We start from the raw sequence: 26,214 nt of genomic DNA on the forward strand, positions 1-26,214 counted from the left end.
ACCTCCGGAGGGGCCATGGCGTTCGGCTGGATCGACGAGCAGGCCGATGCGCGCCGCCGGGCCGGACTGCTGCGGACCCTCCTGCCGCGGCCCGCGCGGACGCGGCTGCTGGATCTGGCGGGCAACGACTACCTGGGGCTGGCCCGCCACCCCGAGGTCGTCGAGGGCGCCGCGGCCGCCGCACGGACGTGGGGCGCCGGCGCCACCGGGTCCCGCCTGGTCACCGGGACCACCGAGCTGCACAGCACGCTGGAGCGCGAGCTCGCGGACTTCTGCGGCGCCGAGGCCGCCCTGGTGTTCTCCTCCGGGTACGCCGCCAACCTCGCCGCCGTCACCGCGCTGGCGCCGCACGGCTCGCTGATCGTCTCCGACGCGGGCAACCATGCCTCGCTCATCGACGGCTGCCGGCTGGCCCGTGGCACCGTGCAGGTGATCGGGCACGGCGATACCGAGGGCGCGCGCAAGGCGCTCGGCACCCATGACGGTCCGGCGGTCCTGGTCTGCGACACGGTGTTCTCGGTCGACGGCGATCTCGCGCCTCTGGCCGGGTACGCCGCCGCCTGCCGGGAGCACGGCGCGGGACTGATCGTGGACGACGCCCACGGGCTCGGCGTCGTCGGTGCCGGCGGCCGCGGCGCGGCACACGCGGCCGGGCTCGTGGGCGCCGACGACGTGGTGGTGACCGCCACGCTGTCGAAGTCGCTCGGCAGCCAGGGCGGTGTGGTGCTGGGCCCGGCCCGGGTCGTCCACCATCTGGTCAACGCGGCCCGCACGTTCGTCTTCGACACGGGCCTGGCGCCCGCCGCGGCGGGCGCGGCGCTGGCCGCGCTGCGGCTGCTGCGCCGCGAGCCGTGGCGGGCGGACCGGGTCCGTGAGGTGGCCGCACAGCTGCACGCGCGTCTGACCGCCGCGGGGCTCGACGCGGTACGGCCCCAGGCAGCGGTGGTCTCCGTGCGCGCACCGTCCGCGCGGGCGGCCGTCGACTGGGCGGCCGCCTGCCGCCGGGCCGGCCTGGCCGTGGGATGCTTCCGGCCGCCCTCCGTGCCCGACGGGGTGTCACGGCTCCGGGTGACCGCCCGCGCGGACCTCACCCCGGCGCAGATCGACCACGCGGTCCGGGTGATCGGCGACACGCGGCCATGAGCCCGCACGGCACGGCCGTGCGGTACCGGACGTGGCCGGGGGCTCCCTGGCCCTCTCGTTCGGATCAGCCCGGCCGCGAGGTGCGGTGCCTGTCGAACGACGTCGGGACGATCCGAACGACAGGCCGCAGGTCACATGCGGTGCACCGCGGCGGTGAACCGGGTCCAGCTGGCGGGGGAGAACAGCAGCGCGGGCCCGGCGGGGTCCTTCGAGTCGCGTACGGCGAGCAGCCCGGCGCAGGGCCCCGAGGCCGGCCGGGCCGTCTCGACGCAGTTGTTGGCGCCCGTGCTGTAGCTGCTGCGCAGCCACCGCACGCCGTGCAGGTCCTTGCTGGAGCGTACGTTCCGCGGCAGAGCAGACATGGTGCCTCCTTACGCGGTCGCTCGCCGTGTCACCAGTCCTGGCGTATCTCGGCGATGTATTCCAACGAGTCCTCGGCCGGCATCGCGTGGAGCCGAAGGGTGTCGAAGGCCTCCGAGTAGGCCTGCAGGTCTTCTTTCCGTTCCAGATGGAGGCTACTCGTCAAATGGTCGAGAACTACCACGTCGAGATCAGATGTGTTCGAAAAGGAGAAGATTACGAAAGGGCCTGTGACGCCGATATGAGCACCCGCGGAAAAGGGCAGTACCTGAAGTGTCACCTGGGGGAGCCGGGCCGCCTCCATCAGGCGGTCCAGCTGGCGTGCCATCACCTCAGGACCGCCGACCTGACGGCGCAGCACCGCCTCGTCCAGTACTGCGTTCAGCCGCAGCGGAGGGTCGCCCCGCAGCACGCCCTGCCGGGTCAGCCGCACCTCGACCAGGGTGTCCAGCCGCTGCTCGTCGACCCCGTCCACAGCCGCCCGGGTCACCGCACGGGCGTACTCGGGGGTCTGCAGCAGTCCGGGGACGACCGAGGTCTCCAGGGTGCGCATGCCGGTGGCCTGGGACTCCAGGCTGATGAAGTCCCGGTAGGTCGGCGGCAGCACCCCGCGGTAGGCGTGCCACCAGGGACGGTCCTCGGCGTCGCCCGAGCCAGCCAACGCCAGCAGCAGTTCGCGCAGTTGACCGTCCTCGACCTCGTATGCGTCGAGCAGTAACCGGACGTCGGCCGGTTTCACCCCGCTGGTGCCGGTCTCGATCCGGCTCACCTTGGACTGGTGCCAGCCCGCTCTGCGGGCCGCCTCGCCGCTGGTGAGTCCCGCCGCCGTGCGCAAGGCACGCAGTTCCGCGCCCAACTTGCGCCGGCGCACCTCAGGACCGTGATGCATCGCAACTCCTCGTCTTCTCGAAAGGTCCGCCGTGGATCGGGACGGCGGCAACGGCCCGCTGCACAGGCCGGTGTCAAATACGTTCTTCCGTAGCAGAGTTCACCGCATCGAGCGACAGATATATGCATATCTTGGTGGATCGCCACCCGTGACCGTCGTGGTGATGGCAGTCTGACGGGCAAGCACCGGTCCGGGACCGCACGCGCACCTCCGCTTTTTTCCGGAACGCGGCCCCGTGGGAAAGGGACGACGTCGCATGGCAGACCATTTGGAAGCATCCGTCACTCTGCCGAGCGAACCCGCCTCGGTGTCCGCCGCGCGCGCATATGCGGTGGGCATTCTCGCGGAGTGGGGTCTGCCGCCGGACTCGGACATCGCCGACACCGTGCGGATCATCGTCTCCGAACTCGCCACCAACGCCGTCCAGCACACCCTCGGACAGTCCCCCACCTTCACGGTGGACCTCGCCCTCGACCGCGACGAACGGCTGCGCATCGGCGTCACCGACAGCCATCCGCGCCTGCCCAGACGACTGCCGGCCGCTGTCCAGCAGGACAACGGCCGGGGGCTGGTGATCATCCGGTGGCTGACCGCCGAGCGCGGCGGCCGTATGACCGTGCGGCCCCTCCGGGAGGGCGGCAAGACGGTCGGTGTCGAACTCCCCTGGTCCCTGCCCGACCGCCCCGCGGGCACGGCCCGGGCGGACGCCGGGCGGCCCGCGGGACGGAATGCGCGCGGGGTGTTCTGACGGGCACCCGGCCCGGTCACCTGACCCTGCCGTACCAGACGTTCTTGGTCCAGATCTTCTCCAGCCGCACCACGGCTCCGGTGCGCGGCGCGTGCCAGATCTTGCCGTGGCCCGCGTAGATGCCGACGTGGTAGACGTACGAGCCCCGGTGGAAGAACACCAGGTCGCCGGCGCGGCGGCTGCGCGCGGAGATGTGGCGGGTCTTGTTGTACTGCTGTGCGGCGGTGCGGGGCAGCTTCTTGCCGGCCTTCTTGAAGGAGTACAGCGTGAGCCCGGAGCAGTCGAATCTCCGCGGGCCCGTCGCTCCCCACTGATAGGGGGAGCCCTTCTTGGACGCCGCGATCTTCAGGGCCTTCGTCGCCAGAGTCGCTGCCGAGGCCTCGGTTGCCGCTCCGGGGATCGCGATCGAGCTGCCCACGGCGGCGAGGGTGAGGGCCGAGGCCGTACCTGCACGGGCTACAAAAGACGGGACACGATTGAGCGCAGTCATGCGCAACCCTTCGTCAGCCGCCTGTGAAGGATGACCTGTCGGATTCGGGCTGGCGAAGTAGCCCGGCCGCGGTGTGCGGCTTCACCCCAAGGGTCCGCCCGGCCCGGTCATGGCGTGACCGTTCCGGCGACCCGTCGTGCTCGGGTCCTCCACTCCTGCCGATCCACTGCGTCGACCGGTCGCCCGGGCGGCGGCAGGACTCGGCGTCCGCCCGGACCGCCCCGCCACCGGTGGCGGGGGCTTGTCGTCAGACACGGATCTTGGCCTACGGGGGTCTGAAAATCCCAACAGTGCCGCTGTGTGGTGTCGTTTCTCGCCATTAGCCCGTTCGGGTGAAATCGGCTGCGTCAACTCGTCCTGCGGTGGTGTGCACGCCCCTGCGACCAGCGCCGAAGCGGCCCGTACCGGCGATCGCGGGGTCCCGGTGCGCAACCGGAACACGACGCTCCGCCGGGGCGTGCCTCCCTCAAAAGGCCGTATCCCGGTTGGTCCGATCCGGGGTTTTGTGCCCTGAGCCGCGTAGCGCGAGGGCCTCGTGCGCCCGCCTGTCCGTGCCTGCGGACGGCGCCAGCGGGGTGGATCACGCGGGTGGTGCAGGGGTCACGCAGGGGTGGTGCACACACGGGCGTGGTGTGAGGGGACGTGGTGGTGTGCGGAGGGATGGCACGGTGTTCCGGGAGGTGTGCGTCCGCCGGGACACCACCGCCCGGCGCGACGCGTGTCCAGAACATGCAGAACGTGCAAGAACGTGCCCGTCGAACGGGGGAGGGCTTCGCTCGTCCGGCCTCCGGTCGTGCGCCGGGTGCTCCTGACGCAAGCTGGAGATGGAACTCGGCCGCTCGACGACCCAGGGGAACTCCATGGCGTTCTTCGCGATGTCCCGGCGGCATCCCCTCCAGCCGCTGTCCGTCACCGACCTGGTGCTGGAGCACGAGCGGCTGCACGAGGAGATCGACCAGCTCCAGCACGCGCTCACCTCGCACGCCGTGATCGACCAGGCCATCGGCGCGGTGGTGGCCTTCGGGCGGATGCCTCCCGACGACGCCTGGCTGGTCCTGCGGGAGGTCTCCCAGCGGACCAACACCAAGGTGCGCACCGTCGCCGAGCATGTGCTGAAGTTCGCCCAGGGAGGCGCCCTGCCCGACACCGAGCTGGAGGCGCTGCGACGCGCCCTCGCCCGGCGCGCGGCGCACGAGCCCGCGGGCCAGTCGTAGACCCTGGGGCGGTGGCCCGGTCGGAGGCGCCGGGCCGGTGCCGCCAAGGCGGTGGGCAGGGCCGCCCCGGTGCCGCGGCGGCGCTCCCCGGACCGCGATGGCGGAACGGGCCGTAGACCACCGGACCGGGATGGCAGAACAGGCCGTAGACCACCGGGGCCGGCCACCATCCACACGGCGCGACGCGGCCAGGTCACCCGGCCCCGGTGGGCGATCAGCCCGACCGAGAAGGCGAAGCCGACGGCCGGGACCAGGGGCACCAGCGGGGTGCGGAAGGCGCGGGGCAGGTCGGGGCGTGTCCGGCCGGCGCAGCACCACGACGGCGACGGCCATCACGCTGTGGCACCGGTGCGCGGGCGCACGCACAGCCGACGGTCCCCGCGCCGAGCACCGCGACCCGCGGCGCGCACCACGAATCAGCTCGCCGCCGGGCCGCCTGTCCAGCAGGTCGGAGATCGGCACCTCGAGCATGCGCGAGAGGTTGAACACCGTCTCGATGGTGGGGTTGCCGGTGCCGGACTCCAGCTGCGACAGCGTCGCCTTGCCGTTCTTCGAGCGTCGCGACAGCTCGCACAGCGACAGCCCCGCTCGGTTCTCGCCCGTCTCGGATCAGCGGCCGGCATGCCCCGGAGCGACCCTGCGCGGCTGCTCACGCGCTCGCCCCCTCTGAGCCCGGTGCGTTCGGTTCGGCGTACAGGCGCCGCAGGGGAGGGACGCCCGAAGCGGGGCACACGAACTGTGTGGCCAGGTGGTCGCCGCGGCGTCGCGCACACCGGTCCGTACGTGCCGTGGACACCGCGGGCCGTCGGCGCCGCACACGGTCTCCGGCCCGCCCCACCCCGGGCGCCGCCGGATGCACCGGGCGGCTCGGGCGAGAACGGAGACGGTGATGAAGATCGTGGTGATCGGCGGTACGGGACTGATCGGCCGGCAGGTCGTGGCACTGCTGTCACAGGCGGGGCACGAGGCGGTGGCGGCCTCTCCCTCCACGGGCGTCGACACCCTGACCGGCGAGGGCCTGGCCCAGGCCCTGCAGGGAGCGGACGTGGTGGTGGACGTGTCGAACGCACCGTCCTTCGACGCCGGGCCCGCGCTCGACTTCTTCACCCGGTCCGCACGACACCTGAGCGAGGCCGAGCACGCGGCGGGGGTCGGCCACCACGTCACGCTCTCCATCGTGGGGGTCGACCAGGTGCCGGACTACGGCTACTACCGGGCCAAGGTCGCCCAGGAGGAGGCCGCCCGCGCGAGCGGCATCCCCTGCGACATCGTGCGCGCCACCCAGTTCTTCGAGTTCATCGGCCCGGTGATGGACATGGGCACCGAAGGCGACGAGGTGCGTCTGCCGTCCACGCGTCTGCGTCCCATCGCCTCGGCCGATGTGGCCGCCGCCGTCGCCGGGACCGCGCAGAGGCGTCCGCTGCCGGGCGTGCATGCCGTCGCGGGACCGCAGACGTACCGGCTCGACCGGCTCGCCGAGATCACTCTGGAGGCGAGGCCGGACGGCCGCCGTGTCGTCACCGACGAGACGGCCGGCCTGTTCGCCGGCATGCCCGAGGGGGTTCTGACCGGCGACGACACCACACACCTCGCGCCCACCCGCTACGAGGACTGGCTCGCCCGGCAGCCGCGCCCCTGACGGCCCCGTCGGCCACCACGCAGGGGAACGGCAGAGGAAGGGCACGCACACCGGCATGGGGCCTGTGCGGTGCGGAACCGTCGGTGCGGAAGACCGTATCGGATCGCTTGGTCCACACACCTGTTGTGGTCGACGCATGGCCCGACCGAGGAACTTCGCCGAGGAACGGGCCCTGGACGCGGCGATGCACACGTTCTGGGAGAAGGGCTTCGAGGCCACTTCCACGCAGGATCTGTGCGAGGCGACCGGGCTGCGACCGGGCTGGGGCGCAACAGCGTCCACGACACGTTCAAGGGCACGCGCGATCCCTTCGAGCGTGCACCGGCCCGGTACATCGACACCATGACGGCCGCCCGTCTGGCCGTCCTGGAGGATGTCCGGCTCAGCGGTGCCGAGCGTATCCGTGCCCTGCTCGCCATGATCTCGTCGACAGCGAGACCGAACACCGCGCGAGCGGCCGCAGCCCCGGTGTCTGACCGTGAACACCACGGTCGCACTCGCCGGCCGCGACCCGCGGGCGGCGCGGATGCTTGAGCGAGACACGGCCCGTCGACGGCCCTGATGGCGCTGTTCTCGATCTTCCTGGCGGACGATGTGCTGGCCGCTTCCGCCACCGGCTGCACCATGATCCTGACCGCGCGGATCATCACCGGCGCGGCCTTTCAGGCCTTCTTCGGCGTAGGCATCTCGCTGTGCGCCCGGCTCACCCGCCCCGAGGTGAGGGGCCGCGCGATCGCGGTCGCCAGGACGGCCTGATGCTGGGGTACCGTGCTCGGCCCGCCGGTCAACACCGTGCGCACCTCCTCACCTCCTTCGTCACCTCCGGCATCATCAGCACCTCCGCCGGCGGTGTCGTGATCGACGCCTGGGGCCTGCGCGCACCGCTGTGGCTCGGTGCGGCCATGGCCGTCACGGGCCTGCTCACCGTCCTGCCCGACTTCGGCCATCGCGCCGCGACCCGCACGTCCTCGGTCGTCGCCGGCAGCAGCACACCCGCCGAGCGGCCCGAACGGTCCTGACGCCCGATCAACGCGTCGGCAGCCGTGGTGTCTCGGCGGCCGTCGCCGGTTCGGTTTCCGGCGGTGCCGGACCGAGCACCCCGCCACTTCCGTGGCCACCTGGCCGTGCGGACGGCGGGGAGCGCCGGGTGCGGGAGCGCGGGTGGCGCGGACGGACGGGCGACCGACGGGCCTGCGACCGCAGCGCGTCGACGTGCGCCGTCAGAGCGCCGCGTGCTCGGGAGCACCGCTCAGCGGAACCCGCCGTGCCGGTTATCGGATTGGCAACGAAAGCCCGATGCCCTCTGTTCTCCGGCACCTCACAGCCGGAAGGATCCCCGTACCGACATCGAACCGTGCGCGGGGAGGGCCCACTTGAGGCACAACAGACCGAAGAGCCGGATCATGGCGCTGGGCTCGGCCGGAGCACTGGTGGCGGCCACGCTGATAGCCGGCACCGTGGCGGCTCCCGCGGCCAGCGCCGACAGCCGCCCCGGCCAGGACCGCGAGGCACGCGGCGTGGCGATCGCCGCCGCCCGCGCCGCCAAGGCCGGGATCGACTGGCGGGACTGCCCCGAGGACTGGGGGCTGGACAAACCCATCCAGTGCGGCTGGGTCACGGTCCCGCTGGACTACGCCCACCCCGACGGCAAGCAGATCAAGCTCGCCGTGGACCGTGTCCGCAGCACCGGCACCCCGCAGGAGCGGCAGGGCGCGCTCATCTACAACCCGGGCGGCCCCGGCGGCTCCGGCCTGCGCTTCCCGACCCGGGTCACGACGAACAACAAGGTCTGGGCGAACGTCGCCAAGGCCTACGACTTCGTCGGCTTCGACCCGCGCGGTGTCGGCCACTCGGCGCCCATCTCCTGCATGGACCCGCAGGAGTACGTCAAGGCGCCCAAGATGGACCCGGTTCCCGACTCCGAAGCCGACAAGCTCGCCCAGCGCAAGCTGGCCCGCGAGTACGCCGACGGCTGCCTGGAGCGCACCGGTCGCGCCATGCTCCAGCAGATGACCACGCCGAACACCGCCCGCGACCTGGACGTCATCCGAGCCGCCCTCGGCGAGGAGAAGCTGAACTACCTCGGTGTGTCCTACGGCACCTATCTCGGCGCCGTCTACGGCACGCTGTTCCCGTCCCATGTGCGCCGGATGGTCGTGGACAGCGTCGTCAACCCGGACCGCGACAACATCTGGTACCAGGCCAACCTCAACCAGGACATCGCGTTCGAGACCCGCTGGAAGGACTGGGAGGACTGGGTCGCCGCCAACGACGCCACCTACCACCTGGGCACCACCCGCGACGCCGTCCAGGCCAAGTGGCTCGAGCTGCGCGCCACCGCCAAGAAGCATCCGATCGGCGGCGTGGTCGGTCCGGCCGAGCTGCTCGGCTTCTTCCAGAGCGCCCCGTACTACGACTCCTCCTGGGCCTCGGTGGCCACGGTGTTCAGCAAGTACGTCGCCGGTGACACCCAGGCGCTCGTCGACGCCGCGGCCCCCGACATGTCCGACATCGCGGGCAACCTCTCCGAGGAGAACGGCAACGCCGTCTACACGGCCGTGGAGTGCACCGACGCCAAGTGGCCGACCAACTGGCCCACCTGGGACCGGGACCACACCCGCCTGCACGCCGCGTACCCGTTCCTGACCTGGTCGAACGCCTGGATGAACCTGCCGTGCGCGACCTGGCCGGTCAAGCAGCAGACCCCGGTGGAGGTCCGCACCGGCAAGGGCCTGCCGCCCGTGCTGATCGTGCAGTCCACGCGGGACGCCGCCACCCCCTACCAGGGCGCCGTCGAGCTGCACAAGCGCTTCAAGGGCTCCCGCCTGATCACGGAGAAGAACGCCGGCTCGCACGGCGTCACCGGTCTGGTCAACCCGTGCATCAACGACCGGGTGGACACCTACCTGCTCACCGGACGGGTGGACCGGACGGACGTGACCTGCGCCCCGCACGCCACGCCGCAGCCCTGACCCACCCCGCGAACCCGCGACGGGGCGGCCGGACGATCCGGCCGCCCCGTCGGCGTGCCCGGTCCCTTGCGCGCCGGCAGGGCCGCGCGCCCTTCGCCGCCGTGGTGCGCGCACTCGTTCTCCCGCGCGCGCCGCACCACAGGGGGCGCCGATCCGACCGAGAACCAGGCCGGTCGGGCGGCCACCGGCCCGTCCCCGCGTCCTGCGAGACACCCGTCGAGCCGAGGAGTACGGGCCGCCTGCACGGCGTCGAAGGCCGCCGTGAGCACCCTCACCAGGGTCGCCGCCCTGGACCACATCAAGGACACCGTGCGCATCAACGCGGTGAGCCCCGGCGCCACGGACACCGGCATGTCCCTGCGTCCCGGGGAGACGGAGGCCGACCGCGCGGCCCGGCTGGCCACGACGGTGCCGATCGCCCGCGTGGCGTCGACGCAGGAGATCGTCGACGCGGTGCTGTGGCTGGCACCCGACGAGGCCGCTGTCGTCGTCGGGCACGACCTCGTGGTCGACGGCGGCGTCACCGTCTGAAGCCCCGACGGGCCGTCACCGGCCGCGCCGAGGCGGTGCCGGACCGGCCGACGCGCACCGGTTGCCGTGGTGCGGCCGAAGTGCCGGGTGCAGGGCGCAGCGTGCCGGCGCGGACCGCGAAACCCCCGTCCTGCCGGGCCTGCTGAGGAGGGCGGCGGTGGCGGTGGAGCGCCGGGCGACCGCGGCGGGGGACCGCCCGGCGGCCGGCCGGCGGGGCTGACGCACACGGCCGGTGCGGATGCCGCCCGGATCCTCGGCCCCGCCGATGCCTCACCGGCCGGAGCGCGCACCGCCCGCCGGGGTGAAGCGGACCGGTGTGCCCGGGCGGGCCTGGGCCATCGCGTCCAGCGCCGACGGATGGACGACACCGACGACGGGATAACCGCCGGTCGTCGGATGATCCGACAGGAAGATCACCGGGCGGCCCTCGGGCGGCACCTGCACCGCGCCCAGCACCATGCCCTCGCTGGCCAGCTCCCCGTCCCGGGCACGGGCCAGCGCGGGCCCCTCCAGCCTCAGCCCGATGCGGTTGCTGGCGGCGGACACCCGGTAGTCACCGGTGAACAGCGTGCGCAGCCCCTCGGGGGTGAACCAGTCGTCCCGCGGGCCGAGCGTCACCGGCAGGACGAGTTCGCGCGGCGGTGCCGGCCACGGCGCCGCGTCCACGGCGGCCGGGCGTTGCCGCGGGGACACGGCACCGAGTGCGAGGGTGTCGCCGTCGCGCAGCGGGGACGGGCCCAGCCCGGAGAGCAGATCGGTGGCACGGCTGCCGAGCACCTCCTCGGCGTCCACCCCGCCGGCGAACCCCACGTAGGACCGCACCCCGTGGGTGGCCGCTCCCACGTCGAGCACGGCACCGGCCGGGACGGGTACCGGCTGGCCCCAGGCCGCCGGACGCCCGTCGACCGTGACCCGGCAGGGCGCGCCGGTGACCACGGCGAGCACGGGACGCAGCGCGCGCACGGCGCAGCCGGTGAGCGTGGTCTCCAAGGTGGCGGCGGTCTCCGGGTTGCCGATCAGCCGGTTGGCCAGGCGGTGCGCCGCCCGGTCCAGGGCGCCGGAGTGCGGCACCCCGAGGTGGGCGTGCCCGGGACGGCCGAGATCCTGAACGGTGGTCAGCGCCCCGGCCCGTACGACGCGCAGGGCCTCAGTTCCCACGGCCGCCTCCCGCCTCCTCGGCGCCGTCGAGCGGCACGAAGCGCACCCGGGTGCCGGGCGACAGCAGCGCGGCGGGGGAGCGGCGGGCGTCCCACAGCACGGTGTCCGGTGCCGTGCCGATCAGCTGCCAGCCGCCCGGGGAGGACCGCGGGTAGACGCCGGTGTAGCCGCCGGCCAGTCCCACGGCACCGGCCGGGACCCGGGTGCGGGGCGTGGCCCGGCGCGGGACGTGGTAACGCTCGCCCAGTCCGGTCAGGTAGCCGAAGCCGGGCGCGAACCCGCAGAAGGCGACACGGTATGCGGTGGCCGCGTGGATCCGGGCCACCTCGTCCTCGGACACCCCCCACAGCGCGGCGACCTCGGGCAGGTCGGGGCCGTCGTAGCGGACGGGTATCTCGACCACGGCCGTGTCGCCGCCGGTGAGCGGAGGCACCTCCCAGCCGGGCAGCTCGGCGGCCAGCCGGCGCGCGGCGTCCGGTCCGGCGAACCCGTCGAGCAGGACCGTCCGGGCGCCCGGCACGATCTCCCGGACGGGCGGCAGGGTGCCGGCGGCGCGGCGGCGCAGCAGCTCCGCGTGGAGCGCCTCCGTCCCCTCGCTGGTACCGAGTTCGACCAGCAGCCCGTCGGTGCCCACGGGCCGTACGGTCAGACGGGCGGCGTCCGCCGGGGGCGCAGCCTCCGTGGTCGTGCCGGCCGCACAACCGTCGGCGGGCGCGGACGTGGCCGGTGGGGCATCGGCGGCGGGGTGTGGGGCGGGAGTGCTCATGCGAACGCCTTGACCGTGATGCCGGCCGACTCCAGTTCCTCGCGCACCCGGCGGGCCAGCAGAGCGGCCGCGGGGGTGTCGCCGTGCACGCACAGCGACCGGGCGCCGGAGCGCAGTACCTGCCCGTCGGCGGCCACGATCTCCCCGTCCCGGGCCAACCGCACCGACCGGGCCACCACCTGCTCCGGGTCGTGCAGCACGGCGCCCGGCTCCCCGCGTGGCACCAGGGTGCCGTCCGGCCGGTAGGCGCGGTCGGCGAACGCCTCCTCCACGGTGGGCAGTCCGGCCTCGGTCGCCGCCGCGAGCAGCCGGGAGCCCGGCAGTCCGAGCACCGGCAGCGGCTCCCCGCCCGCGGCGTCACCGGCCAGCCGGACCCCGGCGACCACCGCGGCGGCCTGCTCGGCGTCGTGCACCGCGCGGTTGTACAGGGCGCCGTGCGGCTTGACGTAGGCCACGGCGGTGCCCGCGGCGCGGGCGAAGACGTCCAGCGCGCCTATCTGGTACGCCACTTCGGCGGTCAGCTCGGCGGCGGGCACGTCCATGGCGCGACGACCGAATCCCGCCAGGTCCCGGTAGGAGACCTGGGCGCCGATGCGCACCCTGTGCTCGGCGGCCAGTTCGCACACGCGGCGCATGGTGGCGGGATCGCCGGCGTGGAAGCCGCAGGCGACGTTGGCGCTGGTGACCGAGGCGAGCAGGGCCTCGTCGTCGGTGAGCCGCCAGTGGCCGAAGCCCTCACCGAGGTCGGCGTTGAGGTCGATCGTCGCGTTCATTCCGCGCAACGTATGCGATCGTTCAACGATCCTGCAAGATGCTTGTCGGTCGGGCGAGAGTCCGATCGGGGCCCTTCCCGCCCGGGCGAGACGCCGTGTCACCTGCGGCGGACCGACCCCCGTGCCTGGGTCAAGGATCGAGCGAGTGGCGTTGGTCACCCTTGTGGGATTGTTCAACAAGCCTCTAGCCTGCCGAGGAATTCAGCCAACCCCGAAGGGAGGAGGCGGCATGATCGTTCTCCTCGGTGTCCTCGTGGTGGTCCTCGGCTTCGCGACACGCCGCAACCCGCTGCTGGTCGTGGGCGTGGCCGGGATCGTCACCGGGCTGCTGGGCAGACTCTCCCCGCTGGAGATCCTGCGGACGTTCGGCGAGAGCTTCGCTTCCAGCCGCTCGGTGACGATCTTCGCCATCACGCTGCCCGTCATCGGCCTGCTGGAGCGCAACGGCCTCCAGCAGCAGGCCCGTACGCTCATCGCCAAACTCGGCAGCAAGCTGACCACCGGCCGTTTCCTGACGCTGTACCTGCTGGTGCGTCAGCTCACCGCGGCCGTCGGCCTGCAGACCATCGGCGGTCCCGCGCAGAGCGTGCGGCCGATGATCGCGCCGATGGCGGAGGCAGCCGCCGAGCGCCGCAACAACGGACAGCCGCTGCCCGAGAAGATCCGGGAGAAGGTCCGCGCGCACGCCGCGGGCGCCGACACCGTCGGGGTCTTCTTCGGCGAGGACTGCTTCCTCGCCATCGGCTCCATCCTGCTGATCACCGGACTGGTCAACAGCACCTACCACACGCATCTGGAACCGCTGCACCTCGCGCTGTGGGCCATCCCCACCGCCGTGTGCGCCTTCCTCGTCCACGGCGGACGGCTGCTGCGCCTGGACCGCACGTTGGAACGTGAACTGGTCACCGCGAACGCGCAGATGGCCGTCGCGCACGAGGACGCGCACAGCCGCGGCACCGAGAAGGGGCGGACCGTCAAGTGATCAAGGCTGAATGGTTCTTCTGGCTGGTCGGTCTCGTCTTCGTGGTGATGGCCGTCCAGATGTTCTTCGACCGCAGCAACCCCAAGCGCCTCGGCACCAGCGCGTTCTGGGGCCTGCTGGGCCTGTGCTTCTTCTACAGCACCGGGGTCAACGACACCTCCCTGCCCGCCGAACCGCTCGGCATCGCCGTCCTGGTGCTGATCTGCCTCGGCGGCTTCAACCTCACCGGCAAGGGAACCCCGCGCACCACCGGCGAGAGCGAACGCGTCCGGCTCGCCGGACGCTTCGGGAACAAGCTGTTCATCCCCGCCCTGACCATCCCGCTGGTCGCCATGATCTGCGCGGTCGTGGTGCCCAAGTTCGACATCGGCGGCCACCCGCTGCTGGAGAAGGGCAGCGAGACCATCCTCGGCCTGGGCGTGGGCGCCGTCGTCGCGCTCGGCGTGGGCATGTGGGTGCTGCGCGAGCGCCGGATCGGCGTGCCGCTGCACGCCGGACGCGGCCTGCTGGAGTCCATGGGCTGGGCCCTGGTGCTGCCGCAGATGCTCACCGTCATGGGCGCCATCTTCCAGGCGGCCGGGGTCGGCACCCAGGTCGGCAAGATCACCGAGACCGTGCTGCCGGACGGTCAGAAGCTCGCCGCCGTCGCCCTGTTCTGCGTGGGCATGTTCGTCTTCACCGTCATCATGGGCAACGCCTTCGCGGCCTTCCCCGTGATGACCGCCGCCGTCGGCTGGCCGGTGCTGATCGAGCAGATGCACGGCAACCCGGCCGCCGTCCTCGCGGTGGGCATGCTCGCCGGGTTCTGCGGCACGCTGTGCACCCCCATGGCGGCCAACTTCAACCTCGTCCCGGCCGCACTGCTGGAGCTGAAGGACCAGTACGGACCCATCAAGGCGCAGATACCCACGGCCGGGATCCTGCTGGTCTGCAACATCCTCATCATCTACCTCTTCGCTTTCTAGGCGGTGCCCGATGACCGACACCACGCCCACCGCACCCACCCCGCAGCGCACGGCCTCCGGCACACCCGACGGCACCGTCAAGGTCCTGGTCACCGGCTTCGAACCGTTCGGCGGGGAGAGCGTCAACCCCTCCTGGCAGGTCGCCGAACAGCTCGCGGCCCACCCGCCGGCCGGGCTCGACATCACCGCCGTCCGCCTCAGCTGCGTCTTCGGCACCGCCCTGGAGGAACTGCGCGCCGCCGTCGACGCCGCCGGAGAGGACCTCGCCCTGGTCGTCTCGCTCGGCCAGGCCGGCGGACGCCCCGACCTGACCGTCGAACGCGTCGCGATCAACGTGGACGACGCCCGCATCCCCGACAACGCCGGCCGGCAGCCCGTCGACGAACCCGTCGTGCCCGGCGGCCCCGCCGCCTACTTCAGCACCCTGCCGATCAAGGCCTGCGTCGCCGCCTCGCGTGCCGCCGGCGTCCCCGCCTCCGTCTCCCAGACCGCGGGCACCTTCGTGTGCAACCACGTCTTCTACGGGCTGGCCCACCTGCTCGCCACCGAGCGCCCCGGCATACGCGGCGGTTTCGTGCACGTCCCCTACAGCCCCGAGCAGGCGGCGGCGCTGAGCCCCGTCCCGCCGTCGCTGTCCGTGCCGGACGCCGTGCGCGGCCTGGCCGCGATCCTCACCGCCGCCGCCCGCACCACCACCGACATCCGCGTCACCGGAGGAGCCACCCATTGAGCACGCCCAGCGGCACTCCGGACACCCCGCCCGCCGGCACACCCGACGAGGTCCTGCTCACGGCCCGCGCCGCGCGCTTCGCCGAGGTGGCCCTGGCCAACATCACCCGCGAGTACCCCAACGCGCCCGCCCACCTGCTCGCCGGCCCGCACGAACTCGTCCCGCCCCGCACCCTGCACCCCGCCTTCTACGGCGCCTACGACTGGCACTCCAGCGTCCACATGCACTGGCTGCTGCTGCGTCTGCTGCGGCTGCCCTGGGACGACGGCGGCGAACCGGAGCGGACGGCCGCACTGCGGGAGGAGGCCGTCCGCACCCTGGACGCCCATCTGACCGCCGCGTCCCTGGACGCGGAGGCCGCCTATCTGCGCGCCCACCCCTGGTTCGAGCGGCCCTACGGCTGGGCGTGGCTGCTCGCCCTCACCGCCGAGAGCGCCGCGCCGGGCGATGAGGGAGGGCGCGACGCCCCCGTGCAGGACTGCGTCCGCGACGCGGCCCGGCGCTGGCACGCGGCACTCGCCCCCGCCGCCGCCACCGTCGCGGACCTGCTGCTCGCCTGGCTGCCGAAGGCCACCTACCCGGTCCGGCACGGCACCCACGCCAACAGCGCCTTCGCCCTCGGCCTGGTCCTGGACAGCGCCGAACGCGCCGGGCAGCCGCAGCTGGTGACCCCCGTCGCGGAGAAGATCCGCGCCTGGTACCTGACCGACCACGGCGCCGCCGGCCGCTGGGAACCCTCCGGGCAGGACTTCCTCTCGCCGCTGCTGTGCGAGGCCGACGCGGTGCGGCGCGTCCTGCCGCCGGGGGAGTTCGCCGACTGGCTGGACCGCTTCCTGCCCGAACTGCGGGACGCCGGGGAGTTCCTGCCGCCCCCGCGGATCTCGGACACGGCGGACCCGCAGATCGGGCACCTGCTCGGCCTGTGCCTCAGCCGCGCCGCCGCGTTGCGCGCCCTCGCCGACGCGCTGCCGCAGGACGATCCGCGTGTCCCCGTCCTCACCGCCGCCGCCACGGCCAACCTGACGGCCGGGCTGCCCGCCACCACCTCGGGCGACTTCACCACCGACCACTGGCTCGCGACGTTCGCGGCCCTCGCCCTGGGCGGCGGCGTCCGCGCCTGACCCGAACGGCCCTGCCGCGCCGCCCTTACGGCGTCCCGGCCCGGCCCCTCGGTGCCGCCCTTACGGCGACCCGGGGGCCGGCGCCGTACGGTGGGGGACATGCCCCCTCCGCTGCCGGGCCCGTTCGAGCATCTGGCACCGCTGCTCACCTCCTACGGCTACTGGGCGGTGGGCGGTGTCGTCCTCGTGGAGGACTTCGGCGTCCCGGCGCCCGGCGAGACCATCCTGATCGCGGCGGGCGTGTACGCCGGGGCGGGCGAGCTGAACGTCGTCGCCGTGGGACTGATCGGGTTCCTCGCGGCCGTCCTCGGCGACAACCTCGGCTATCTCATCGGCCGCGTCGGCGGGCGGGCCTTCGTCCACCGCTGGGGCCGGTACGTGTTCCTCACTCCGGAGCGGTTCGAGCGAGCGGAGCGGTTCTTCCTCCGGCACGGCGGCAAGATCGTCACCGTCGCCCGCTTCGTCGAGGGACTGCGCCAGGCCAACGGCATCATCGCGGGCACCACCGGCATGCACTGGCTGCGCTTCCTCGCCTTCAACGCGCTCGGCGCGGCCCTGTGGGTGGGCCTGTGGGTCACGCTCGCCTACGTCGCGGGCTCGCACATCGACACCGTCTACGCCGCCGTCGAACACTACGAGAAGTACGTGCTGGCGGCGCTCGGCGTGGTCGTCGCCGCCCTGATCACCCGGCACGTCGTACGACGCCGCCGGCGCCGGCGGTCCTGAGCCGGGCTGCCCGCACGCGCCTCGCCCCCCACGCGCCCGCCCGCACCTGCCCGGGGATGGCACCGCGGTCCCGGCGGCCGGTGAGAAGCGACGAGACGATCACCGTACGATGGAGCCCATGTCGTCCGGCGCCCGCATCCCCCGCGCGGCCGGTCGTGCCCGCTGGGCGCTGCTCGTCCTGGCCGTGCTGACCGGACTGCTCGGGATGCACGCCCTGTCGCCCGGCGGCATGCCCGCGGTGGGCGAGCACGCCGCCATGACCGTGACGGCCGGCCACCACCCGGTGAGCCACCACCGCGCCGCGCCGCCCGAGGACGGCCACCGCGCCGCGCCCGTGCACCGGCCCGGCGACTCCTGCCGTCATCTGACCGCGCCGGACCCCGGCGGCCCGGCCATGCGGCACCACGGCGGCACCTGCACGGCCGCCGGGGTCGCCACCGGATACGCGCCGCCCGCCCTGCCGGCCTCCCCGGCCGCCCCCGACCGGCACGCCCAGGCGGCCCGCACGGCTCCGGACACACGCCTTTCCGACGGCCGGGACCCGCCCGACCTGGCCGAACTGCAACTGCTGCGGATCTAGCAACGCCCGCACCCGCCCCGACGGTGGCGGGTGCTGCGCACCGTTTCCCGATCCGTTCCTCCCGCGTGCCCGCACGCGGGCCGTTCAGGAGTTGCACCCATGAAGACCCGTTCCCTCCCGCTCCGCCGTGCCCGCCTCGGCCGGACCACCGCCGTGGCCGCCCTCGCGGCCGCCGCCGTGTTCCTCACCGGCTGCGGCGGCGAGGACGACACCGCGTCCTCCGCACACGCGGGCCACAGCGCGAGCGCGACCGCGCCGAGCGCGCAGAGCGGCCACAACGCCCACGACGTGACCTTCGCCCAGCAGATGATCCCGCACCACCGGCAGGCGGTCGCCATGGCGGACCTCGCCCCGACCCGGGCGCAGTCCCAGCAGGTCAAGGACCTCGCCGAAAAGATCAAGAAGGCGCAGGACCCGGAGATCACCACGATGTCCGGCTGGCTGAAGGCCTGGGGCGAGCAGGTCCCGGAGGACGACGGCGCCGACGGCATGCCGGGCATGGACGACATGGCCGGCCGGGACCACTCCGGTCACTCCGGCACCTCCGCCTCGCCCATGCCCGGCATGATGGACCACTCCGAGATGGAGAAGCTGAAGAAGATGTCCGGTGCCGAGTTCGACCGGGCGTTCGTGCAGATGATGGTCGAGCACCACGAGGGCGCGCTCACCATGGCGCGTGCCGAGCAGAGCGACGGCGCCTATGCCCCGGCCCGCACGCTGGCCGAGTCCGTCGTCGCCACGCAGACGGTGGAGATTACGGAGATGAAGAAGCTGCTGGGCGAGCAGTAGAGGACCGGTGGGAGAGTCGGTCCCCGACACCGTGACCGTCCTCCAGGGCCGGCCCGTGTCCCGGCCCGGCCCCACACAGGAGACGGGAGCCGACCGGCCGCGTCGGCTCCCGTCCCTCTTCGTCCGCCCGCGCGTGGAGGTCGCCCCGGCGGCGTCCCGGCCTCGCCCACCGGCCGCCGGCCACCCGCCGGAGAACGCGCCCCGGGGCCGTGTCAGCGGACGCCGCGGTCGTCCCGGCCCGGCCTGCCGCCTCCGCCACGACCGTAGGGCGCCGCGAGCCGGTGGGAGTGCCGGCGGTGCGTCGCGGCCGCGGCCATCAGGGTCAGCCCCAGGCAGAAGATCAGGGCGAGCGCGAGCCCGGAGGCGAAGATGGCGAGGGCGTTCAACGTGACGATCTCGTTGCCCAGGATGGACACCGTGTACTGGGGTCCGCCCGTCAGGTTCCCGGCGATGGCGAGACCGGTGAAGGCGCCCGCAGCCGCGAGGAGGAGCAGGCCAAGAAGCAACATCGCAGTCATCTCCTCAGACAGTGCCGTCGCACCGCCGGGTACCCGCATCGCGCCCGGTCAACGGTCCGTGTGCGGGCACGCGGGAACGAGGCGGTGGCGGCAGGGTCCGGGCCGCGCACGACACAGCGCGGACCCGGCCGGGGAAGCGGGCGTGGGCGTCCCGGCCGGGTCCGGGTCGACGTCGTCAGGCGGCCAGCACCCTCGCCAGCGCGGCGAGGGCCTCGCGCAGTTCGGTCTCCGTCACGGTCAGCGGCGGGGCCAGCCGGATCGTGGAACCGTGGGTGTCCTTGACGAGGATGCCCTCCGCCAGCAGCCGTTCGCTGATCTCCCGGCCGCTGCCGAGCGCCGGATCGACGTCCACGCCCGCCCACAGCCCGCGCGCCCGGAAGGCGACCACGCCCCGGCCGAGCAGCGCCTGCAGCTCCTCGCGCAGCACCACGCCCAGCTCGGCGGCCCGGCGCTGGAAGTCGCCGGTCTCCAGCAGGTCCACCACCGCCGTGCCGACCGCGGCGGCCAGCGGATTGCCGCCGAACGTCGAACCGTGCTCGCCCGGCCGCAGCACCCCGAGCACGTCCCGGCGGCCCACCACCGCCGACACCGGCACGATGCCGCCGCCCAGCGCCTTGCCGAGCAGCACCAGGTCCGGCACCACGCCCTCGTGGTCGACGGCGAGGGTGCGCCCGGTGCGGCCCAGCCCGGACTGGATCTCGTCGGCGACGAACAGGCACCCGGCCCGGCGGGTCAGCTCCCGGACCCCGGTGAGATATCCGTCGTCGGGGACGATCACGCCCGCCTCGCCCTGGATCGGCTCGAGCAGCACCGCCGCCGTGGTGTCGTCGATCGCGGCCTCGAGCGCGGCCAGGTCGTTGTACGGGACGATCCGGAAACCCGGCGTGAACGGCCCGAAGCCCGCCCGTGCCGTCCCGTCCGTGGAGAAACCGACGATCGTCGTCGTCCGCCCGTGGAAGTTGTTCTCGGCGACCACGATCGTCGCCCGGTCCGCGGGGACACCCTTGACCTCGTACGCCCACTTGCGGGCGACCTTGATGCCGCTCTCCACCGCCTCCGCGCCGGTGTTCATCGGCAGCACCATGTCCTGCCCGGTCAGCCGCGCCAGCCGCTCGGCGAACTCGGCGAGCCGGTCGTTGTGGAAGGCGCGCGAGGTCAGGGTGAGCCGGTCGAGCTGCGCACGGGCGGCGTCGAGCAGCGCGGGATGCCGGTGGCCGAAGTTGAGGGCCGAATAGCCGGCCAGCATGTCGAGGTAGCGGCGGCCCTCCACGTCCTCCACCCAGGCGCCCTCGGCACGGGCGACGACGACGGGCAGCGGATGGTAGTTGTGCGCGAGGACCGGCTCCTCGGCCCGGATCAGCTCCTGTGAGGTACGGATGTCAGCGGGTGCGGTCATGAACGGATCTCCTGGGTGCAGCACTTGATGCCGCCGCCGGCCTTGTGGAACTCCGACAGGTCGACGGGGACGGGGACGTAGCCGCGCTCGGCGAGCCGGCCGATCAGCGTGGTGGCGCCGGGCGAGACGAAGACATGCCGTCCGTCGCACACGGAGTTCAGCCCGAAGGCCATCGCGTCCTCGCGGGTCGCGGTCACCGCGTCCGGGTAGAGCCGGGCGAGCACCTCGCGGCTGCCGGGGGAGAACGCCTCCGGGTAGTAGGCGATGTTCTCCGCGCCGGCGGTGTCGTCCAGGACGAACAGGGCCGTGTCCAGGTGGTAGAAGTACGGGTCGGTCAGCGTCAGGGAGATCACGGCCGTGCCCAGGTACTCCTGCGCCTCCTGATGGGCCTCACGGGTGGTGCGGAAGCCGGTGCCGGCCAGGATCCAGCGGCCGGCCGGCACGAAGTCGCCCTCGCCCTCGCACACCGACTCCGGCCGGTAGACGTCGAACCCCGCCGACTTGAACCAGGTGTCGTACGGGAGGGACTCCGGGCGCCGCTGAGGCGCCTTGAACAGGGAGCCGAACACCCGGCCGCCGACGGTCACCGCCGCGTTGGCGGCGAAGACCATGTCCGGCAGGCCCGGCACCGGCTCCACCGTCTCCACGGTGTGCCCGTGCGCACGGTAGGCGTCGACCAGCGCCCTCCACTGGGCCAGGGCCCGGCCGGTGTCCACGGGACGCTCCGGATGCATCCACGGGTTGATCGCGTACTGCACGGCGAAATGTCTGGGTTCGCAGACGAGGAAACGCCGCCGGCGCGGCACACGGGACTCGGACACGAAGGTGTTCCTCCGCTTCCATGGTCGTCTTCGAGGTGACACCACCGTAGGAAGCGACCGATACGCGCGACAAGGAACGAAAGCTGCGTGTCCGCGCAGCGATGCTGCGATTTCTCCCGGCTCAGCGCACGTCTGCTGCGTCGTCGGGGGCGGCGTGGCTGGCGCCGGCCTCCGGGCTCTCCGGCAGCAGATGGGACAGCACCATCACGCTGATGGTCTTGCGGATGAACGGCTCGGTGCGGATCCGCTCCAGCACCTCCTCGAAGTGCTCCACGTCCCGCGCCCGCACATGCAGCAGCGCGTCCGCGCCGCCGGTCACGGTCATCGCCGCCGTGATCTCCGGATGGTTGCGCACCACCTCCGCCAGCCGCCGGGGCGGCGCCGCGCCCTCGCAGTACACCTCCACGTACGCCTCCGTGCGCCACCCGAGCGCCGACGGTTTCACCGTGGCCGTGAACCCGGTGATCACCCCCGTCTCCCGCAGCCGGTCCACCCGGCGCTTGACCGCCGTGGCGGACAGGCCGATCTCCGCGCCGATCTCGGCGAAACTGCGGCGGGCGTTGGCCATCAGCGCGGTGAGGATCTTCCGGTCGAGGTCGTCGAACGGTGCCGGCCTGCTGTTCATGCGGGCACTGTATCCAGCCCCGATCCACCACGGACCTCCCTGACGGACACGTGTTCACGGCCGCCCGTCGCCCCTACACTCCACGTTCATGCTGCGCGCCCTCGCCGTCGACGACGAACGCCCCTCGCTGGAGGAACTGCTCTACCTGCTCGACGCCGACCCACACATCGCCTCGGTGGAGGGCGCCGGCGACGCCACCGAGGCACTGCGCCGCGTCAACCGCGCGATCGCCTCCGGCCCGGACGGCCCCGACGCCCTCGACGTCGTCTTCCTCGACATCCAGATGCCCGGCCTGGACGGCCTGGAGCTGGCCCGGCTGCTCTCCGGGTTCGCCGCGCCCCCGCTGATCGTGTTCGTCACCGCCCACGAGGACTTCGCCGTGCAAGCGTTCGACCTCAAGGCCGTCGACTACGTCCTCAAACCCGTGCGCGCCGAGCGGCTCGCCGAAGCCGTCCGCCGCGCCGCCCGGCTGCGCGAGGCGGTCCCGCCCGTCCCCGTCAGCGAACCCGACCCCGACCAGCTGCCCGTCGGACTCGGCGGCGTCACCCGCTTCGTCGCGGTCGACGACATCACCCACGTCGAGGCACAGGGCGACTACGCCCGCCTGCACACCGCCCACGGCTCCCATCTCGTGCGCATCCCGCTGTCCACGCTGGAGGAACGCTGGCGCGCCCGCGGCTTCGTCCGCATCCACCGCCGCCACCTCGTCGCCCTGCGCCACATCACCGAACTCCGCCTGGACGCCGGGTCGGTGAGCGTCCGGGTCGGCACCGAGGAACTCCAGGTGAGCCGGCGCCACGCGCGCGAGCTGAAGCAGCTGCTGATGCGCCGGTCCCTCCGCTGAGGCAGGGCACCCGCCATCCGTCGAAGAAAGGCACCCGATGCCGCAGGACGCCACCGGACGCCGGGTCGTCGTCACCGGCCCGCCGCGCCGCACCCGCCGGGTCCCCGGCCAGGCCCGGCCACGCACCGAGATAGCCGAGCAGACCGCCCTCGGCCACACCTACGTCCGCTCCCTGATGCGCAGTCAGCTGCGCACCACGCTCACCGTGTTCGCGGTGCTCGTACTGATGGTGGGCCCGCTGCCGCTGGTGTTCGCGGCCGCCGAGGGCCGGCGGACCACCTTCGTGGTCCTCGGCTTCGGCCTGTACGCCCCGCTGGTGCTGCTCGCCCGCTGGTACGTGCGCCGCGCCGAACGCAACGAACACGACTTCGTCCGGCTCGTCGAGGACCGCTGAAGCGCCGCAGGACCGCTCCGGACCCGTCGAGCACCGCACAGCGCCGCGCCGAGCACCGCCGAGGACCCTGGGACCGCCGCCGTGAACTCCGTCTACACCGTCCCCGCCGTCGCCCTGGTCACCATGGCCACCGCCTTCGTCGGCGCCTTCGGCCTGCGCATCTCCCGCACCACCTCCGACTTCTACGTCGCCTCCCGCACCGTCGGCCCCCGCCTGAACGCGGCCGCCATCAGCGGCGAGTACCTCTCCGCCGCCTCCTTCCTCGGCGTCGCCGGCCTGGTCCTGCTCCAGGGCCCGGACATGCTGTGGTACCCGGTCGGCTACACCGCCGGATACCTCGTCCTGCTGCTGTTCGTCGCCGCCCCGCTGCGCCGCTCCGGCGCCTACACCCTGCCGGACTTCGCCGAGGCCCGCCTCGCCTCCCGCGGCGTGCGGCGGCTCGCCGGTGTCTTCGTCGTCGGCGTCGGCTGGCTGTACCTGCTGCCCCAGCTGCAGGGCGCCGGGCTGACCCTGGCGGTGCTCACCGGGGCACCGGACGCGCTCGGCGCGCTGATCGTCGCCGTGGTCGTGGTGGCCACGGTCGCCTCCGGCGGCATGCGCAGCATCACCTTCGTCCAGGCCTTCCAGTACTGGCTGAAACTGACCGCGCTGCTCGTCCCCGCCCTCTTCCTGCTGCTGGCCTGGCAGCACGACGGCGCGCCCCGCCACCCCTTCGCCGAACCGGCCGCCTTCCGCGACCAGCGCACCGTCCGCGTCGACGACACCCTCGACCTGCGCCTGGACCGCCCGCTCACCGTCACCGTCGACGGCACCGTCGACGGCCGCGCCCACCACGACCGGACGGTCACCCTGCCCGCCGGACCGCACCGCGTGACCGCCGGCACCCGCCTCACCTTCCCGCAGGGCGCCCAGGTGCCCGAGACCGCACCCGACCGGGCGGGCGCGGCCACCGCCTCACCGGCCGCCTCGGGCGAGCGACGCCCGCTGTACGCGACGTACGGTCTGATCCTCGCCACCTTCCTCGGCACCATGGGGCTGCCGCACGTCGTGGTCCGCTTCTACACCAGCCCGCACGGTGTCGCCGCCCGCCGCACCACCGTGGCCGTGCTCGCCCTCACCGGCGCGTTCTACCTGCTGCCGCCGCTGTACGGCGCCCTCGGCCGCCTCTACACCCCCGAGCTGGCCCTCATCACCGGCGACGCCGATGCCGCCGTGCTGCTGCTGCCCGAGCGGATGATCGGCGGGGTCGGCGGCGACCTGCTCGGCGCGCTGGTCGCGGGCGGCGCCTTCGCCGCGTTCCTGTCCACCGCCTCCGGGCTGGCCATCGCCGTGGCCGGGGTGCTCACCCAGGACATGCTGCCCGCGCGCGGTGCCCTGCCCGCCCGCGCCGTGCGCCGCTTCCGGCTCGGCACGGTGCTCGCCGTCGCCGTGCCGCTCGTCGCGAGCGTCCCGGCCGGCAACCTGCCCGTCGCCGACGCGGTCGGCCTGGCCTTCGCCGTGTCCGCCTCCTCCTTCTGCCCGCTGCTTGTCCTCGGCATCTGGTGGCGGCGGCTCACCCCGCCCGGTGCGGCCGCCGGGATGCTCGCCGGCGGCGGAGGCGCCCTGCTCGCGGCCGGCGCGACCATGGCCGGCCCCACCGGGCCCGGGCCGCTGCACGCCCTGCTCTCCTGGCCCGCCCTGTGGTCGGTGCCGCTGGGCTTCCTCACCATGGTGCTGGTCTCCCTCGCCACCCCGGGCCGTGTCCCGGACGGCACGGCCGCCGTGCTGGCCCGGCTGCACCTGCCCGAGCAGCTGCGCACGGAGGCCGCGTCGTGAGCGGCTTCGTCGCGGGGCTGTGCGCGGCCGTGCTGCCGCTGCTCGCCGCCGGTTTCTGGCTGGGCCGCCGCACCGCCCGCACGGCCGGCCCGGGCGACCTCGGCACCCCCGTCGAGCACGCCACCTTCCGCACCCTGCACACCGCCTCGCTCGCCGCGCCCCCGCTGCGGGCCGGGCTGACCGAGGAGACCGCCCGCAAGTCCGCCCGCCGGCTGCGCTCCCTGCTGGGCACCGACGCGCTGTGCCTCACCGACGACACGCGCGTCCTGGTCTGGGACGGTGTGGGCGCCCACCACCGCACCGAGATCATGGAGCGGCTCGCCGGCCCGCTCGACACCGGCCGCGGCGAGGCCTTCCACCTCACCTGCCGGGCCCCCGACTGCCCGGTGCGCTGGGCCGTCGTCGCCCCGCTGACCGTGGACGACCGTGTGCACGGCGCCCTGGTCGCCTGCGCGCCCCGCGAGTCCGCCGTGCTGGCCCGGGCCGCGGCCGAGGTCGCCCGCTGGATCTCCGTCCAGCTGGAACTCGCCGAGCTCGACCGTTCCCGCACCCGGCTGATCGAGGCCGAGATCCGGGCGCTGCGCGCGCAGATCTCCCCGCACTTCGTCTACAACTCGCTGTCCGTGATCGCCTCGTTCGTGCGCACCGATCCCGAACGCGCCCGCGAGCTGTTGCTGGAGTTCGCCGAGTTCACCCGCTACTCGTTCCGCCGGCACGGCACCTTCACGACGCTGGCCGACGAACTGCACGCCATCGAGCAGTACCTCTCCCTGGCCCGGGCCCGCTTCGGCGACCGCCTCGCCGTCACCCTGCAGATCGCGCCCGAGGTGCTCCCGGTCACCCTGCCGTTCCTGTGCCTGCAGCCGCTGGTGGAGAACGCCGTCAAACACGGCCTGGAGGGCAGGGCCGGCACCTGCCACATCGAGATCACCGCGCAGGACGCCGGCGCCGAGGCACTCGTCGTCATCGAGGACGACGGCGCCGGCATGGACCCGGAGCTGCTGCGCCGCATCCTCGCCGGGGACGAGAGTCCCTCCGGCGGCATCGGGCTGTCGAACGCCGACGACCGGCTGCGGCAGGTCTACGGCGACGACCACGGACTGGTCATCGAGACCGCGCCCGGAGCCGGCATGAAGATCACCGTCCGGCTGCCGAAGTACCAGCCGGGCGTGCACCCCTCCGGGCACCTCGGGCATCTCGGGCAGCTCGGCCGGGACTGAGCGGC

29 protein-coding genes, 3 pseudogenes and 1 riboswitch are annotated in these 26,214 nt (G+C 73.4%); of the genes and pseudogenes, 20 read left to right on the top strand and 12 right to left on the bottom strand.

Going from position 1 to position 26,214, the window contains the following annotated elements:
- Nucleotides 1-15 precede the first annotated feature (15 nt).
- Nucleotides 16-1,143 carry an 8-amino-7-oxononanoate synthase gene (locus tag OG899_RS23310; protein ID WP_125498892.1) on the top strand — a complete coding sequence of 376 codons (1,128 nt, stop codon included), beginning with the start codon at nucleotides 16-18 and terminating at the stop codon, nucleotides 1,141-1,143.
- 131 nt (nucleotides 1,144-1,274) lie between these two features.
- Here the strand turns inward: OG899_RS23310 and OG899_RS23315 are convergent, their stop codons facing one another.
- Nucleotides 1,275-1,505 carry a DUF397 domain-containing protein gene (locus OG899_RS23315; RefSeq protein ID WP_125498891.1) on the bottom strand — a complete coding sequence of 77 codons (231 nt, stop codon included), beginning with the start codon at nucleotides 1,503-1,505 and terminating at the stop codon, nucleotides 1,275-1,277.
- A 29-nt stretch (nucleotides 1,506-1,534) separates the two neighbouring features.
- A complete protein-coding gene (locus OG899_RS23320) occupies nucleotides 1,535-2,392 on the bottom strand; it encodes a helix-turn-helix transcriptional regulator (RefSeq protein ID WP_125498890.1) in 858 nt (285 codons plus the stop codon).
- Between the two features lie 256 nt (nucleotides 2,393-2,648).
- Here OG899_RS23320 and OG899_RS23325 point away from each other — a divergent pair, with 256 nt between their 5' ends.
- Nucleotides 2,649-3,140 (top strand): ATP-binding protein, encoded by a 492-nt coding sequence (locus OG899_RS23325; protein WP_125498889.1) that lies wholly within the window; start codon nucleotides 2,649-2,651, stop codon nucleotides 3,138-3,140.
- Nucleotides 3,141-3,156: 16 nt separating this feature from the next.
- Here OG899_RS23325 and OG899_RS23330 read toward each other — a convergent pair whose 3' ends face one another.
- Nucleotides 3,157-3,630: a C40 family peptidase gene (locus tag OG899_RS23330; RefSeq protein WP_125498888.1), complete on the bottom strand. Its 474-nt coding sequence runs from the start codon at nucleotides 3,628-3,630 to the stop codon at nucleotides 3,157-3,159.
- Nucleotides 3,631-3,632: 2 nt separating this feature from the next.
- Nucleotides 3,633-3,755: riboswitch (cyclic di-AMP (ydaO/yuaA leader) on the bottom strand.
- A gap of 699 nt (nucleotides 3,756-4,454) precedes the next feature.
- Here OG899_RS23330 and OG899_RS23335 point away from each other — a divergent pair.
- Nucleotides 4,455-4,844, top strand: a complete 390-nt coding sequence (locus OG899_RS23335) for an ANTAR domain-containing protein (protein WP_308427024.1) — start codon at nucleotides 4,455-4,457, stop codon at nucleotides 4,842-4,844.
- Nucleotides 4,845-5,014: 170 nt separating this feature from the next.
- Here the strand turns inward: OG899_RS23335 and OG899_RS23340 are convergent.
- Nucleotides 5,015-5,131, bottom strand: a pseudogene (locus OG899_RS23340) (amino acid permease C-terminal domain-containing protein); the annotation flags it as partial.
- Between the two features lie 217 nt (nucleotides 5,132-5,348).
- Nucleotides 5,349-5,426: pseudogene (locus tag OG899_RS23345) on the bottom strand (XRE family transcriptional regulator); the annotation flags it as partial.
- A 307-nt stretch (nucleotides 5,427-5,733) separates the two neighbouring features.
- On the opposite strand from OG899_RS23345, the gene OG899_RS23350 reads away from it, so the two are divergent.
- The 6 genes and pseudogenes from OG899_RS23350 to OG899_RS23375 form a co-directional block, all read left to right on the top strand.
- On the top strand, nucleotides 5,734-6,483 hold the full coding sequence (locus OG899_RS23350) for an SDR family oxidoreductase (protein ID WP_189427628.1): 750 nt from the start codon (nucleotides 5,734-5,736) through the stop codon (nucleotides 6,481-6,483).
- Nucleotides 6,484-6,667: 184 nt separating this feature from the next.
- Entirely contained in the window at nucleotides 6,668-6,829 is a 162-nt protein-coding gene (locus OG899_RS23355; protein ID WP_406311195.1) for a hypothetical protein, read from the top strand.
- Between the two features lie 215 nt (nucleotides 6,830-7,044).
- A complete protein-coding gene (locus tag OG899_RS23360; RefSeq protein WP_185867896.1) occupies nucleotides 7,045-7,239 on the top strand; it encodes a hypothetical protein in 195 nt (64 codons plus the stop codon).
- Nucleotides 7,239-7,502, top strand: a complete 264-nt coding sequence (locus tag OG899_RS23365; protein ID WP_406311131.1) for a hypothetical protein — start codon at nucleotides 7,239-7,241, stop codon at nucleotides 7,500-7,502. Before OG899_RS23360 ends, OG899_RS23365 begins: the two co-directional genes overlap by 1 nt.
- Before the next feature lie 384 nt (nucleotides 7,503-7,886).
- A complete protein-coding gene (locus OG899_RS23370) occupies nucleotides 7,887-9,455 on the top strand; it encodes an alpha/beta hydrolase (RefSeq protein WP_406311196.1) in 1,569 nt (522 codons plus the stop codon).
- Nucleotides 9,456-9,689: 234 nt separating this feature from the next.
- Nucleotides 9,690-9,986 (top strand): annotated as a pseudogene (locus tag OG899_RS23375) (SDR family oxidoreductase); the annotation flags it as partial.
- A 270-nt stretch (nucleotides 9,987-10,256) separates the two neighbouring features.
- Here the strand turns inward: OG899_RS23375 and OG899_RS23380 are convergent.
- The 3 genes from OG899_RS23380 to OG899_RS23390 are packed head-to-tail and all read right to left on the bottom strand — an operon-like array spanning nucleotide 10,257 to nucleotide 12,683.
- A complete protein-coding gene (locus OG899_RS23380; RefSeq protein WP_168131466.1) occupies nucleotides 10,257-11,144 on the bottom strand; it encodes a biotin-dependent carboxyltransferase family protein in 888 nt (295 codons plus the stop codon).
- Nucleotides 11,134-11,910: an allophanate hydrolase subunit 1 gene (locus tag OG899_RS23385; protein WP_189427627.1), complete on the bottom strand. Its 777-nt coding sequence runs from the start codon at nucleotides 11,908-11,910 to the stop codon at nucleotides 11,134-11,136. The genes OG899_RS23380 and OG899_RS23385 overlap by 11 nt, the downstream gene beginning before the upstream one ends.
- Nucleotides 11,907-12,683, bottom strand: coding sequence for a LamB/YcsF family protein (locus tag OG899_RS23390; protein WP_168131467.1), 777 nt, complete (start codon nucleotides 12,681-12,683; stop codon nucleotides 11,907-11,909). The genes OG899_RS23385 and OG899_RS23390 overlap by 4 nt, the downstream gene beginning before the upstream one ends.
- Nucleotides 12,684-12,912: 229 nt before the next feature.
- Here OG899_RS23390 and OG899_RS23395 point away from each other — a divergent pair, with 229 nt between their 5' ends.
- The 7 genes from OG899_RS23395 (at nucleotide 12,913) to OG899_RS23425 (ending at nucleotide 18,576) form a co-directional block, all read left to right on the top strand.
- Nucleotides 12,913-13,665, top strand: a complete 753-nt coding sequence (locus OG899_RS23395) for a DUF969 domain-containing protein (RefSeq protein WP_125498884.1) — start codon at nucleotides 12,913-12,915, stop codon at nucleotides 13,663-13,665.
- Entirely contained in the window at nucleotides 13,662-14,630 is a 969-nt protein-coding gene (locus OG899_RS23400) for a DUF979 domain-containing protein (protein ID WP_168131468.1), read from the top strand. Before OG899_RS23395 ends, OG899_RS23400 begins: the two co-directional genes overlap by 4 nt.
- A 10-nt stretch (nucleotides 14,631-14,640) precedes the next feature.
- Nucleotides 14,641-15,360, top strand: a complete 720-nt coding sequence (pcp, locus tag OG899_RS23405; protein ID WP_125498882.1) for a pyroglutamyl-peptidase I — start codon at nucleotides 14,641-14,643, stop codon at nucleotides 15,358-15,360.
- Nucleotides 15,357-16,481 carry a DUF2891 family protein gene (locus OG899_RS23410; protein WP_373296020.1) on the top strand — a complete coding sequence of 375 codons (1,125 nt, stop codon included), beginning with the start codon at nucleotides 15,357-15,359 and terminating at the stop codon, nucleotides 16,479-16,481. Before pcp ends, OG899_RS23410 begins: the two co-directional genes overlap by 4 nt.
- A gap of 99 nt (nucleotides 16,482-16,580) precedes the next feature.
- The gene (locus OG899_RS23415; protein ID WP_125498881.1) at nucleotides 16,581-17,207 is read left to right on the top strand and encodes a DedA family protein; all 627 of its coding nucleotides are present in this window, start codon (nucleotides 16,581-16,583) and stop codon (nucleotides 17,205-17,207) included.
- 118 nt (nucleotides 17,208-17,325) lie between these two features.
- Nucleotides 17,326-17,787, top strand: coding sequence for a DUF6153 family protein (locus tag OG899_RS23420; protein WP_125498880.1), 462 nt, complete (start codon nucleotides 17,326-17,328; stop codon nucleotides 17,785-17,787).
- Nucleotides 17,788-17,886: 99 nt separating this feature from the next.
- Nucleotides 17,887-18,576 (top strand): DUF305 domain-containing protein, encoded by a 690-nt coding sequence (locus OG899_RS23425; RefSeq protein ID WP_125498879.1) that lies wholly within the window; start codon nucleotides 17,887-17,889, stop codon nucleotides 18,574-18,576.
- A gap of 212 nt (nucleotides 18,577-18,788) precedes the next feature.
- Here the strand turns inward: OG899_RS23425 and OG899_RS23430 are convergent, their stop codons facing one another.
- The 4 genes from OG899_RS23430 to OG899_RS23445 form a co-directional block, all read right to left on the bottom strand.
- Nucleotides 18,789-19,085: a hypothetical protein gene (locus tag OG899_RS23430; RefSeq protein WP_168131469.1), complete on the bottom strand. Its 297-nt coding sequence runs from the start codon at nucleotides 19,083-19,085 to the stop codon at nucleotides 18,789-18,791.
- Nucleotides 19,086-19,269: 184 nt separating this feature from the next.
- Entirely contained in the window at nucleotides 19,270-20,490 is a 1,221-nt protein-coding gene (gene rocD / locus OG899_RS23435) for an ornithine--oxo-acid transaminase (RefSeq protein WP_125498877.1), read from the bottom strand.
- On the bottom strand, nucleotides 20,487-21,311 hold the full coding sequence (gene ddaH, locus OG899_RS23440; RefSeq protein WP_125498876.1) for a dimethylargininase: 825 nt from the start codon (nucleotides 21,309-21,311) through the stop codon (nucleotides 20,487-20,489). The genes rocD and ddaH overlap by 4 nt, the downstream gene beginning before the upstream one ends.
- A gap of 121 nt (nucleotides 21,312-21,432) precedes the next feature.
- Nucleotides 21,433-21,936 carry an Lrp/AsnC family transcriptional regulator gene (locus OG899_RS23445; RefSeq protein ID WP_125498875.1) on the bottom strand — a complete coding sequence of 168 codons (504 nt, stop codon included), beginning with the start codon at nucleotides 21,934-21,936 and terminating at the stop codon, nucleotides 21,433-21,435.
- Nucleotides 21,937-22,024: 88 nt separating this feature from the next.
- Between OG899_RS23445 and OG899_RS23450 the strand changes: the two genes are divergently transcribed.
- From OG899_RS23450 to OG899_RS23465, 4 genes are all read left to right on the top strand, one after another.
- Nucleotides 22,025-22,780, top strand: coding sequence for a LytTR family DNA-binding domain-containing protein (locus OG899_RS23450; RefSeq protein ID WP_125498874.1), 756 nt, complete (start codon nucleotides 22,025-22,027; stop codon nucleotides 22,778-22,780).
- Nucleotides 22,781-22,817: 37 nt separating this feature from the next.
- On the top strand, nucleotides 22,818-23,174 hold the full coding sequence (locus OG899_RS23455) for a hypothetical protein (RefSeq protein ID WP_406311132.1): 357 nt from the start codon (nucleotides 22,818-22,820) through the stop codon (nucleotides 23,172-23,174).
- An 81-nt stretch (nucleotides 23,175-23,255) separates the two neighbouring features.
- Nucleotides 23,256-24,989, top strand: coding sequence for a cation acetate symporter (locus OG899_RS23460; RefSeq protein WP_168131470.1), 1,734 nt, complete (start codon nucleotides 23,256-23,258; stop codon nucleotides 24,987-24,989).
- Nucleotides 24,986-26,209: a sensor histidine kinase gene (locus tag OG899_RS23465; protein ID WP_125498871.1), complete on the top strand. Its 1,224-nt coding sequence runs from the start codon at nucleotides 24,986-24,988 to the stop codon at nucleotides 26,207-26,209. The genes OG899_RS23460 and OG899_RS23465 overlap by 4 nt, the downstream gene beginning before the upstream one ends.
- Nucleotides 26,210-26,214: the final 5 nt, after the last annotated feature.

The sequence above is a fragment of the Streptomyces thermoviolaceus genome, assembly GCF_045209695.1.
In the GTDB taxonomy this organism is placed as follows: domain Bacteria; phylum Actinomycetota; class Actinomycetes; order Streptomycetales; family Streptomycetaceae; genus Streptomyces; species Streptomyces thermoviolaceus.